This window comes from Limosilactobacillus sp. (assembly GCF_041859915.1).
GTDB lineage: Bacteria > Bacillota > Bacilli > Lactobacillales > Lactobacillaceae > Limosilactobacillus.
Genome location: NZ_JBFLGB010000052.1, coordinates 1 through 11,067, shown reverse-complemented (window position 1 = coordinate 11,067; position 11,067 = coordinate 1). Strand labels below are relative to the sequence as shown.

Here is an 11,067-nt window from a genome sequence, read left to right as displayed (position 1 = left end):
GCGAATTATGCGGCACATTTTACCTGAAAATAACGAATAAGGCTTTTGACTCTGTTATCTTTTTGGGCTCTATGATATTCGGTAAGGATAAGATAATTTCTTATCTTTACCTTTTTTTGTTTTCTGATATACCATTGATTTTACAATCTACCTTATCATTACGATTTTAGGAATTTTGCTACCGGCAATTTACTTCTTTAATATTTTCCGGAGCCCCAAGATTACTCCTAAGGATCGCAAAAACGTAATTGTTTATATTGTTGTCTTTATTGCCAGTGTCTTCTTCTGGTCAATCTATGAGCAAACAATGACCATTTTCCCACTGGTTGCTCAGCAAATGACTGATTTAAGACTGTTTGGCATTCATGTGCAGGCCAGCCAATTTACTGGCTTCAATGCACTGTTTGTTTTAGTGTATTCACCAATTGTTGCTGCAATGTGGACAAAGATTGGAAAGAAACAACCTTCGTCAACATCTAAGTTTACCATTGGACTTTTAGCATCAGCATTTTCGTTCTTAGTATTGTTGATTCCAATTGCCATTAATGGAGTCGGAGTCAAGTTCTCTGGTTGGTGGTTAATTCTTAGTATTGCTATTGTTGGAATCGGTGAAGTATTCCTTTCACCATCCGGATTATCATTAACTACTAAGCTGGCGCCTAAGGCTTTTAATGCGCAAATGATGAGTATTTGGTTCTTGGGAGATGCTGCTGCGCAGTCATTTAATGCTCAGCTAGTGAAGTTGTATAGTGTCCCGAATGCTGCAATGTATTTTGGCGTGATGGGGGTTGTTGCAATTGTGATTGCGGTAATTCTGTTCTCCATGCGGGGACTATTGGCAAGACTAATTCAATTGTAGGTTGACGATTCTTATCTCTTTCGTTATAATATTCAGTGGGGATAGATGAGTTCTGGTGTGCTCCCTGGTCCTCAAAACCAGTGCGAGGGGTTAAAAGCCTCTTAGGTAGGTTCGATTCCTACGTATTCCCGCCAGGATGAATATTAATTATTTAAGAGTAGTGAGAGTCGAGATTTTCGGCTCTCTTTTTTGTTATAAGGAGTGTGTAAAATGACAAGGGTACAAGAAGGATACATGCCGTTTGGCGATTATAAGACGTATTACCGGATTGTTGGCGAAAAGAGTGAAAAGGCACCACTGTTGCTATTACATGGTGGGCCAGGTTCAACTCATAATTACTTTGAGGTTCTCGATGATTTAGCGGCAAAGGATCATCGACAATTGATCATGTACGACCAAATTGGCTGTGGAAAGTCTTCAATGCCTGATGATAAGGCTGATGAATTATATAATGCGGCAACTTGGGTGAAGAAATTAAAGGCATTGCGCGACTATCTTCACCTTGACCAAGTACATTTACTTGGCCAATCTTGGGGTGGAATGCTGGGAATTATTTACCTGTGTGATGAACAGCCGCAAGGAATTAAATCCGGGATTTTGCAAGTACTTTACCTGCATCATGGATGTGGAATAAGGAATTACACCGGATGATTAAGTTTATGGATCCAGCTGATCAAAAAGCAATTGCGGATGCTGAAGCTAAGGATGAATTTACGAGCCCTGAATATCAACGTGCCAATGCTAAATTTATGGAAATGCACTGCAATGCGGCACCATCACCAGATGATCCTGAACCACTTCGTCGAAAGAAAAATGCTGGATCGGTTGCTTATGTTACGGGGTGGGGCCCGAATGAGTATAATCCAGAAGGTAACCTGAAGGATTATGATTACATGGACCAATTAAAAGACATTAAAGTTCCCGTCTTAATTACCAGTGGAACCGATGATTTATGCACACCATATACTGCTAAGTCAATGTATGATCGTATTCCTAATGCTAAATGGCATCTTTTCCAATACTGTCGTCATATGTCATTCGTAGAACGGCATGATAACTATGAAAAACTGTTAATCGACTGGTTAAACGCTAATGATTAAGGCTGTGTAGACACAAGTAAAAATAGTTAACTAGGGCCTGTGACAAATCCATGTTTTGCCACAGGCCCTTTCCTGATTGTCGAATATTACAAAGATATCCCGTGCCCTAACCGTGGGTTATGTCACAGCTCCATTAAATTTACTCAAGAATTTTATTTAAAATAATAGACATTTATTATCGCTTGTGAAAGAGCACATTAAATCTATTTAATAGATTGTTAGACCATAAATTTATCTATAGTGGATAGAAAATAATCATTTTCATAATAAAAACGAGTTAAAATTTAACCTTAATTGCGTTGAAAGCGGTTCAAAAATGAGATATAATAAAGTTGCTTGATAAAAGCTGCAATGATATCAAGCAGGATTATAGGTTGGTTATGTCGTGATTTGTGGACGGATTCACAATAAATGATACAAACCACACATGAATCATCAGTCCGTCTACAGACTCGGCTAACTGAACATTATTTAAGGAGGTTGGCCTATGTCTATTTCAGTTGAAACTGCTAAGGAGCACCTCAACGACCCGGCCGTATTATGTTGCCGGCGGGAAAAGGGTAAGCTGTTGGAAGCTTCTGACTTAGAAGATCCGACACTGTTCCCTGATTATGAGGATTCAGGTCTATTAGAGTTGCCTGACAATGTTTTAACCATTGGTCAGGTTTTAGGAGCCACTCTAGACAAGACTATGGATGCTTTACTTCCGTTGACACCGGATGTTGTTGATAATATTCAAGATCCTTCAGCACAAAATGATGATGAAGAAGATAAAGATGATGACACTACAGAAAGTGATGAATCATCGACCACTTCTTCAGATGTAACTACCACTGTTGCTAATAATGGCGTTTCTGATGGGATGCTACACCTTTCTGTTAAGGAAGGTAAGGACATCAAATTAGATGTTCCATTGGCAATGGTTAACCAAGGTGCCGTCCAAAGTGCACCTGCTGCTAGCCAAGAAAGTAACGAAACAACTGATTCTCAACAAGAAGAAAAAGTTGATGAAGAAGTTGTCCGGAGCTTGACTCGGAAGCATTTTAAGATTGATAAGGTTGAATTTGGTGATGAGACCAAGATTGATGGAACTACGTTAGTCATTGGTAATCCTGATCAACTCTGCAAGGAGGCGCTTGTGGACCATGAAATCGTTAAGGACATGAAGATTAGCGTTATCACACCTGACGATTACCACAAGTACACTAACAGTATTATGGACGTTCAACCAATTGCTACCAAGGAAAAGGGTGAACTTGGTGAAGGTGTTACCCGGGTCCTTGATGGTGTTGTTGCCGTCTTAACTGGTACTGACGAGAACGGTGTTCAAGTTGGTGAATTCGGTTCCTCAGAAGGTTACGTTGATGAAAACGTTATGTGGGGCCGTCCGGGCGCTATTGACAAGGGTGAAATTATGCTTGTCATTAATGCCACTGTTCAAGCAGGTACTAACCGTGAACGTCGTGGACCACGTGGTGCTCACGAAGCAGCTGATACAATTGTTGAACATATCCGTGAAGCCCTTAAGAAGGCCGATGATGGCCTAGTTGTTAACACCGAAAAGCTGGAACAAAAGCGTCGGTTTGGTAACAAGCGGGTTCTCCTGGTTAAGGAAATCATGGGCCAAGGTGCAATGCACGATAACTTGATTTTGCCAAAAGAACCAGTTGGTACTCTTGGCGCGCAAGCTAACGTTGATCTTGGTAACTTACCAATTATGCTTTCACCATTGGAAGTTCTCGATGGTGGTATCCATGCCCTTACTTGTATCGGTCCTGCTTCTAAGGAAACTTCTCGTCATTACTGGCGTGAACCATTGGTTGAAGAAGCATTGGCCGACGAAGACATTGACGTTGTCGGTGTTTGTCTGATCGGTTCACCACAAGCTAACACGCAGAAGAGTTATGTTTCTAAGCGGCTTGGAATGTGGGCTGAAGCAATGGGCCTTGATGGTGCCATTGTTACGACTGAAGGCTTCGGTAACAATCATATTGACTATGGTGAAAACATTGAAGCTATTGGTTCCCGCGGTGTTCCAGTTGTTGGAATTACTTACTCTGCTGTTCAAGGTGAACTGGTTACTGGTAACAAGTACATGGATGCGATTGTTGATAACAACAAGTCCAAGTGGGGAATTGAAAACGAAGTTCTTGAAAACAACACACTTTGTCAAGAAGATGCTATTCGGGCCCTGGCAATGCTTGAAACTAAGATGGCCGGTGGAAAGATCAAGAAGCCAGAACGTAAGTGGAACCCTAATGTTAAGTTAAATAACATTGACTTAATTGAAAAGGCAACTGGTAAGAAGATCAACCTGGTTAAGAACGAACAAAGCTTACCAATGAGTAAGAAACGTAAGGAACACTATGAGAAGGATGTTGACTAATGACTGATAAACGGATGGATTATTCTTCGGAAATCGATAAGCTAAAGTATTCATCGACGGAGCGCGTATTTGAAGGCGTGATTACCGAAGTAAATGATGTTAGTGTTAAAATCGACTTCAAAGGACGAATGGGGAAAATGGATATTCCACGTCGTCTGCTAATTACGGAGTATGATCCAAAAGTTGGTGAAGAGGTCGGCTGGTTAATGTCTTATCCAGAGGTTCTTGACACGGAAGCTAACCAAAAGTATTTAGGCGCGCTTCATGAATATAAAAAACGAATGGCAGCAATTGCCAAAGAGAAAGGAAGGAAACAGAAATGAGCTTATTAAAAGTTGATGGCTTACAATCCGAAGTCTTCGTTCCAATTACACCAAAGCCGGTTTTTGCTAAAGTAACGAAACCGCTTAAGGATATGAAGATTGCGATTGTTACTGCCGCTGGTGTCCACTTAAAGAAAGATAAACCTTTCAATTTAGCCGGTGATACTAGTTACCGGGTTGTCCCAAGTACTGCTAAGGACGATGAATTGATGGTTTCACACGGTGGTTATGACAACACCGATGTTAACAAGGACATCAACTGCATGTTCCCAATTGATCGTTTACGTGAACTTGTTGATGAAGGCTTCATCGGTTCACTTGCTCCGAACTTCTACACTTGTATGGGTGGTGGTGGAGACGTTAAAGTCTTCACTGAAGAAACTGGTCCAGCAATTGCAAAGAAGATCAAAGAGGAAGGCGTCGATGGCGTTATTCTGACTGCTGGTTGAGGTACCTGCCACAGAACTGCCGTGATCGTGCAGCGAGCTATTGAATCTCTAGGGATTCCTACTATTATCATTGCAGCGTTACCTCCAGTAGCGCGTCAGCAAGGTACGCCACGTGCCGTTGCTCCTCGTGTACCAATGGGTGCCAATGCCGGCGAACCAAACAACGTGGAGATGCAAACGGGCATCGTAAAAGATACGTTGAAACAACTGGTGGAAATTGACCAACCTGGCAAGATCGTACCACTTCCGTACGAATATGTTGCCGATATTTAACCTCAAATAAGGCTAATAAGGCGCGGCTATATGAGTTATTTTGTATGGCCGCGCCTATATGAGTTATTTTGTATGGCCGCGCCTTATTTAGAAAGAGGGTAAATTTATGGAAGACGATATCTTGAAAATTAAATCTTTTGATGTTCAGGATGTTACGTTTGGTGATGAGTATCATTTTAATGCTGGTCACCTTGTAATCCCTCAGCAGATTGACGAAGAATTACCTTCGTTTTATAACTCAATTAAAATCCGCATAATTCGGCCGCACCATCTTGATGTGCCTGTTAATTCCATTATGGATGTAGTTCCGATTTCAACAAAGGTTTTGGGAAGTCTGGGGAATGGTTTAACCCATACACTAACCGGAGTAGATATGATTATTACTGGCGCTGACGTTACCGGTAAGCAATTACATGATTTTGGCTCATCTGATGGAATCTTAAAGGATCAAATCAAATTGGGAATGGCTGGTACTCCAGGACCTGAAGACTATATTATTTCTTTTGATGTCATACTTGGTGCCGAATATGAATATAGTCGGGACTTATTTACCGGTATTTTTAAGTATGCGGACGACTATTTACAACCGCTCAGGAAACTCATGAAGATGATTGATGGGCGGGAAGCAAGCGAAACTCATGAATATCATAATTATCCAAACCAAGGAAAAGGAAAGCCTAATGTTGTAATCGTAAAGCAAGTTGCGGGACAAGGGGCAATGTATGATAACCTTTTATTCCCAACTGAGCCAAGCGGGATGCACGGTGGCGAATCCATTATTGATATGGATAATTTTCCGGTATTGCTAACACCAAACGAATATCGTGATGGTGCCATTCACGCGATGGTTTAGAAAGGATGATTATCTATGGGTGTTGGTCCATCGACTAAGGAAACAACCCTTCACCACTTCCATGACCCGCTAGTGCAGGTTTTTGGTAATGATCCTGATATTAACCTTCAAGGAGTTGTGGTTGTTGGTACACCACAGGATAACAGCCTCAAGCACTTGGTCGGTCAACGGACTGCAAAGTGGCTTAAGGGAATGGGGACCCATGGTGCTGTTATTTCAGCTGATGGCTGGGGAAACTCAGATGTCGATTTTATGAATACAATGTCATCAATTGGTGATGAAGGTATTTCTGTTGTTGGCTTAAAATTTATTGGTAAACAGGCAACTTTTGTAGTTAGCAATGACTATACAAAGTATGTTTTAGATATAAATAAGTCTGCGCAGGGAATTGAAACCACGGTTGTTGGTGAGAATAACCTTGATTTGCATGATGCAAATAAGGCTCTCGGTTTACTGAAGCTCAAGATGCGAGCGGATGGAAATGAATAGACGGGAGGTATATGAAGATGAAGTTTAACAGAATGCTAAGCGTTATTGATTCACATACAGCGGGTGAAGCCGCACGAATCGTTATTGGGGGTATCCCTAAGTTAGAGGGAAATACGATTGCTGAAGAAAAGCAGTATTTAATTGACCACCATGATGACCTACGGAAAGCCATTATGTTAGAACCACGGGGTCACAGTGAAATGTTTGGTGCCTTTTTGGTACCAGCTAAAAACCCTGAGGCAGATTTTGGAATTATTTTTATGGATACTGGTGGTTACCTCAATATGTGTGGTCACAATACGATAGCTGCAGTTACAGCGATCGTTGAAACTGGAATGGTTGACGTTAAGGAAGAGGACCGGGAAAAACAAGTTGTCTTAGAAGCGCCAGCTGGCATCATTCGGGCAACTGCTCATATGTCAGAACCATTTGTTGTCGACAGTGTTTCGTTCCAAAATGTTCCAGCATTCCTGTACAAGAGGGATGTCACAATTGACGTTCCAGACCTGGGAAAGATTAAACTAGATGTTTCATTCGGTGGTAGCTTCTTTGCAATCTTACCAGTTGCAGAAGTAAAGGAAAAGATTAACCCAGAAAATTCATCGAAGTTAGCGGAAGTTGGAATGAAGATTCTCCACGCTGCTAATGAACAAATTAAGGTCCAACACCCAACAATGCCATACATTAATACAATTGACTTAGTAGAGATGTATGGCGATCCAAAGTCCGAAGACGCAACGATGCAAAACGTGGTGGTCTTTGGTGATGGCCAGGTTGACCGTTCGCCATGTGGTACAGGGACAAGTGCTAAAATGGCAACTCTGTATGCTAAGGGTGAACTAGGTCTGAACGAAAAGTTTGTTTACGAGAGCATTTTACAAACTAAATTTGTTGGTAGGGTTCTGAAGGAAACGACAATAGGAGACCAAAAAGCCGTTATTCCAGAAGTTACTGGTTCTGCTTATATTACTGGCTTTAATACCTTACTATTTGATCCGCATGATCCACTATCAGGAGGGTTTAACCTCAAATGAAATCAAATTAGGAGGTATTAGTTTATGAACGGTACAATTATTGTCCGAGTCATCTTGGCCATTATGTCGATTTATATCGTAATCATTTTTGGCCATGATTTAATTGTTAACCGCAAAAAAATTAACGATGGGAATTGGATTGTCACAGGAATTATCGGTTTTGTTACTAACTTCTTTGACACTTTAGGGATCGGTTCTTACGCGCCAACAACGATGTTCTTGAAGCTAACTCACTCTCTAAAGAGCGATAAGTTACTGCCTGGGACGCTAACGGTTGCCTGTTCGATTCCAGTTTTAGTAGAAGCTTTTCTCTACACTGGGACGGTTAAAGTTGAAAGTACTACTTTACTGGTAATGGTTATTGCTGCGATCCTTGGTTCCTGGTTAGGATCTAAAGTGGTTGCGCAATTTGATGAGAAGAAAATTCAAGTTGTAATGGGGATTGCATTAGCCATTACGGCAATTTTAATGATTCTTTCTGCAACCGGGGTTACTGCAGCCCTTGGTGCTGGTAATACCGCCATGGGGATTCATGGTTGGAAGCTCTGGGTTGCTGCAATTGTTAACTTCATTTTAGGAGCTCTAATGACTGCTGGGATCGGTTTGTATGCTCCTTGTCTAGCACTAGTTTACTTGATGGGGATGAACCCATTAGTAACTTTCCCAATCATGATGGCTTCTTGTGCAGCGTTAATGCCAGTAGCTGCGCATACCTTCATTAAGAATAATGATTATGCGCGGGTACCATCAATTGCGATTACGATTTTTGGTTGCTTAGGTGTTTACATTGCCTATACTTTTGTCAAGAGTATGAATGTTAAAATGCTGACATGGTTAGTTATCATTGTTATGATTTATACTTCAATCTTAATGTTAGTTGAAGGAATCAAGAAGTTTAAGGCTCAAAAACAGGATTAATTAATTAAACACATACATTTGCTTGGTCATGATTAACTTCATGACCAAATACATAGGCTTGGCCAAGCCTTAATTGAAATAAGGAGTGAAACAAACAATGGCATCTGCGAATGATGACTTTCTAACCGTGTGTGGGGGCTGTAATGCCAAAATTGGTGCTGGAAATTTAGCCGCAATCTTAAAATCGTTGCCACGTCCTAAGCAAAGCGACCGGTTATTAGTTGGTTATAACTCGGACGATGATGCGGCAATTTATCAAATTGATGATGATACTGCAATTATTCAAACCCTTGATTTTTTTCCATCGATGGTTACTGATCCCTATCTATTTGGACAAATTGCTGCAACTAATGCTTTATCGGATGTTTTTGCAATGGGTGGTGACGTGATTACTTGCCTTAATATTGTCTGTTTCCCTGAAGATAGTAATATGCAGGTCTTAGAGAAAATCTTACAAGGTGGGGCAGAAAAGGTTAAAGAAGCTGGTGGTGTTCTAGCAGGAGGCCATTCAATTCATGATCATCGTGCAAAATATGGCTTGTCAGTAATGGGTAAGGTTGCACCAAGTAAAATTCTTCGTAATGATCAGGTGCAAGCCGGTGATGTGCTAATCCTAACTAAACCATTGGGAGTGGGCATGGTAGTCTCGGCATATAATGCCAAACAAACTAGTGAAGCAGCTTATCAAGCAGCGATTACTTCAATGACGACCCTTAATAAGTATGCCGCTGATATTATGCGTAAGTACCCAGTTGATTCATGTACTGATATTACCGGCTTTGGCCTTGCAGGTCATTTAACAGAAATGCTCCATGGGGAATTTCAAGCAACCTTAACTGCTGAGAACATTCCAATGATTCCAGAGGCTTATGAATGTGGTAGTGAGTTCCTGACTACAGCAGGAGGTCAACGCAATCGAGATTTTCTCGGCAATCGCATTAAAATGACTTTTGATGATTATGCATTGGAAGAGGTTTTATTTGATCCACAAACATCAGGTGGACTACTAATTGCTGTTAAGCCTGATTATGCTGATAAAATGATGGCTGAAATGAAGAATTTACCAACTAAGCCAGCAATTATTGGAAAAGTTACTCAAAAGAATCCTAATGATCCAGTTGAAATTATTGTTGATTAGTTAAATTAAAAGGAGATCTTAAACTATGCAAACAGTTGACGCAATGGGAAAAGCTTGTCCAACACCAGTTATTATGACTCGCAAGGCTCTGCGCGATAATGATGTGGTTGTTACACGTGTTAGTGAAAAAATTGCTACAGAAAACATTTCTAAGATGGCTAAGCAATTGGGATATAAGGTATCTGTTGAGCAAAAAGGTGACCATGAGTGGGCAGTAACGGTAGAAAAGCAAGCAACAATGCCAACAGCCTGTGATGCAGCAATTAACGCTACTACGGTTGAAGATAGTGGTGACCAACAAAGAATTGAACCAGCTACCTTTAATAGTATTCGGCTTTCAGACGGCTACATTGTTGTATTAGATTCAAATGAGGTTGGACGTGGTGATTCAACCTTAGGAAAACAGCTGGCTAAGAGTTTTGTTTCTTCATTGACCGAACAAGATGTCTTACCTGAATACATTTTAATGTTTAATAGCGGTGTTAAGTTAGCAATGAAAGATGCTGATACCGTAGAAGATCTTCAGGCACTGGAAAAAATGGGTGTTAAGGTAATGGAATGTGGTATTTGCGTTAACTTCTTTGATATTAAAGATCAATTGGGAGTTGGTTCGATTACTAATATGTTTAGAATTACGGAATTAATGCGGACTGCGCAGCGAGTAGTAAAGCCTTGTTAGTTGGTGATTAGTTGTGCATATGGAATATGGTTTGGTTGTCTTTGATTCTACACATGAGGCAATAAAAACAGAAACGCTAGCTAAAGATAATCAATTTCACGCACGGCTGATTGGTACACCGGGGCAAATTGTTGCCGGTTGTGGTTTGAGCTTGCGGTACGAGCTTGATGATACCGTCAGTTTAAGAAAATTATTAGATAATAATAATGTCAGCTATAAGGGCTTTTACCATGCCCTTCGTAACGGAATTAAGAGTAGTTATACGGTGATTAAATAAAAGAAAGCGGGATTATTAAATCATGGATTATATTGTTACTGCGACTGCAGGACATGTCGACCATGGAAAGACAACCCTTATTAAGCGTCTGACAGGGACGGATACCGATACTGCTCCGGAAGAAAAAAAGCGGGGTCTAACAATTAATTTAGGCTTCGCTTATTTTGATTTACCGAGCAAAAAGCGGATCGCATTTGTTGACGTTCCTGGTCATGAAAAGTTTTTAAAAAATATGATTTCAGGGCTAACGGGGATCGACATGGCACTTTTAGTTGTTGATGCTGGTGAA

General features: G+C 40.8%; 12 protein-coding genes, 1 tRNA gene and 1 pseudogene. All 14 read left to right on the top strand.

The features are described from left to right. Nucleotides 1–133 precede the first annotated feature (133 nt). A complete protein-coding gene (locus ACEYV4_RS07295; protein WP_373842673.1) occupies nt 134–859 on the top strand; it encodes an oligopeptide:H+ symporter in 726 nt (241 codons plus the stop codon). A gap of 37 nt (nt 860–896) precedes the next feature. Beyond that, a tRNA-Sec gene (locus ACEYV4_RS07290) sits at nt 897–993 on the top strand. A 76-nt stretch (nt 994–1,069) separates the two neighbouring features. Continuing rightward, nucleotides 1,070–1,959, top strand: a pseudogene (pepI, locus tag ACEYV4_RS07285) (proline iminopeptidase). 487 nt (nt 1,960–2,446) lie between these two features. Continuing rightward, nucleotides 2,447–4,345, top strand: coding sequence for a D-proline reductase (dithiol) proprotein PrdA (prdA, locus tag ACEYV4_RS07280; protein ID WP_373842671.1), 1,899 nt, complete (start codon nt 2,447–2,449; stop codon nt 4,343–4,345). Beyond that, nucleotides 4,345–4,668 (top strand): CBO2463/CBO2479 domain-containing protein, encoded by a 324-nt coding sequence (locus tag ACEYV4_RS07275; RefSeq protein ID WP_373842670.1) that lies wholly within the window; start codon nt 4,345–4,347, stop codon nt 4,666–4,668. Before prdA ends, ACEYV4_RS07275 begins: the two co-directional genes overlap by 1 nt. Next, a complete protein-coding gene (gene prdB, locus ACEYV4_RS07270; RefSeq protein WP_373842669.1) occupies nt 4,665–5,390 on the top strand; it encodes a D-proline reductase (dithiol) protein PrdB in 726 nt (241 codons plus the stop codon). The genes ACEYV4_RS07275 and prdB overlap by 4 nt, the downstream gene beginning before the upstream one ends. A 106-nt stretch (nt 5,391–5,496) precedes the next feature. After that, the gene (gene prdD / locus ACEYV4_RS07265; protein WP_373842668.1) at nt 5,497–6,243 is read left to right on the top strand and encodes a proline reductase cluster protein PrdD; all 747 of its coding nucleotides are present in this window, start codon (nt 5,497–5,499) and stop codon (nt 6,241–6,243) included. A 15-nt stretch (nt 6,244–6,258) separates the two neighbouring features. Beyond that, nucleotides 6,259–6,732 carry a glycine/sarcosine/betaine reductase component B subunit gene (locus ACEYV4_RS07260; RefSeq protein ID WP_373842667.1) on the top strand — a complete coding sequence of 158 codons (474 nt, stop codon included), beginning with the start codon at nt 6,259–6,261 and terminating at the stop codon, nt 6,730–6,732. A 17-nt stretch (nt 6,733–6,749) separates the two neighbouring features. Continuing rightward, on the top strand, nt 6,750–7,766 hold the full coding sequence (locus ACEYV4_RS07255; protein ID WP_373842666.1) for a proline racemase family protein: 1,017 nt from the start codon (nt 6,750–6,752) through the stop codon (nt 7,764–7,766). Between the two features lie 24 nt (nt 7,767–7,790). Next, nucleotides 7,791–8,684 (top strand): TSUP family transporter, encoded by an 894-nt coding sequence (locus ACEYV4_RS07250; RefSeq protein ID WP_373842665.1) that lies wholly within the window; start codon nt 7,791–7,793, stop codon nt 8,682–8,684. Between the two features lie 97 nt (nt 8,685–8,781). Continuing rightward, the gene (gene selD / locus ACEYV4_RS07245; RefSeq protein ID WP_373842664.1) at nt 8,782–9,822 is read left to right on the top strand and encodes a selenide, water dikinase SelD; all 1,041 of its coding nucleotides are present in this window, start codon (nt 8,782–8,784) and stop codon (nt 9,820–9,822) included. 25 nt (nt 9,823–9,847) lie between these two features. Next, complete coding sequence (gene yedF, locus ACEYV4_RS07240; RefSeq protein ID WP_373842663.1) at nt 9,848–10,501, top strand: sulfurtransferase-like selenium metabolism protein YedF; 654 nt, start codon at nt 9,848–9,850, stop codon at nt 10,499–10,501. A gap of 19 nt (nt 10,502–10,520) precedes the next feature. Further along, on the top strand, nt 10,521–10,778 hold the full coding sequence (locus tag ACEYV4_RS07235) for a DUF3343 domain-containing protein (RefSeq protein ID WP_373842672.1): 258 nt from the start codon (nt 10,521–10,523) through the stop codon (nt 10,776–10,778). A 22-nt stretch (nt 10,779–10,800) separates the two neighbouring features. Then, nucleotides 10,801–11,067: GTP-binding protein (locus ACEYV4_RS07230; RefSeq protein ID WP_373842662.1), on the top strand; the 267-nt coding region annotated here is incomplete at its 3' end.

Bases quoted from the DNA above. Each gene is read 5' to 3' on its own strand.
- prdA (WP_373842671.1), top strand. From the start codon at position 2,447: ATGTCTATTTCAGTTGAAACTGCTAAGGAGCACCTCAACGACCCGGCC.
- ACEYV4_RS07275 (WP_373842670.1), top strand. From the start codon at position 4,345: ATGACTGATAAACGGATGGATTATTCTTCGGAAATCGATAAGCTAAAG.
- prdD (WP_373842668.1), top strand. From the start codon at position 5,497: ATGGAAGACGATATCTTGAAAATTAAATCTTTTGATGTTCAGGATGTT.
- ACEYV4_RS07260 (WP_373842667.1), top strand. From the start codon at position 6,259: ATGGGTGTTGGTCCATCGACTAAGGAAACAACCCTTCACCACTTCCAT.
- ACEYV4_RS07255 (WP_373842666.1), top strand. From the start codon at position 6,750: ATGAAGTTTAACAGAATGCTAAGCGTTATTGATTCACATACAGCGGGT.
- ACEYV4_RS07250 (WP_373842665.1), top strand. From the start codon at position 7,791: ATGAACGGTACAATTATTGTCCGAGTCATCTTGGCCATTATGTCGATT.
- selD (WP_373842664.1), top strand. From the start codon at position 8,782: ATGGCATCTGCGAATGATGACTTTCTAACCGTGTGTGGGGGCTGTAAT.
- yedF (WP_373842663.1), top strand. From the start codon at position 9,848: ATGCAAACAGTTGACGCAATGGGAAAAGCTTGTCCAACACCAGTTATT.
- ACEYV4_RS07235 (WP_373842672.1), top strand. From the start codon at position 10,521: ATGGAATATGGTTTGGTTGTCTTTGATTCTACACATGAGGCAATAAAA.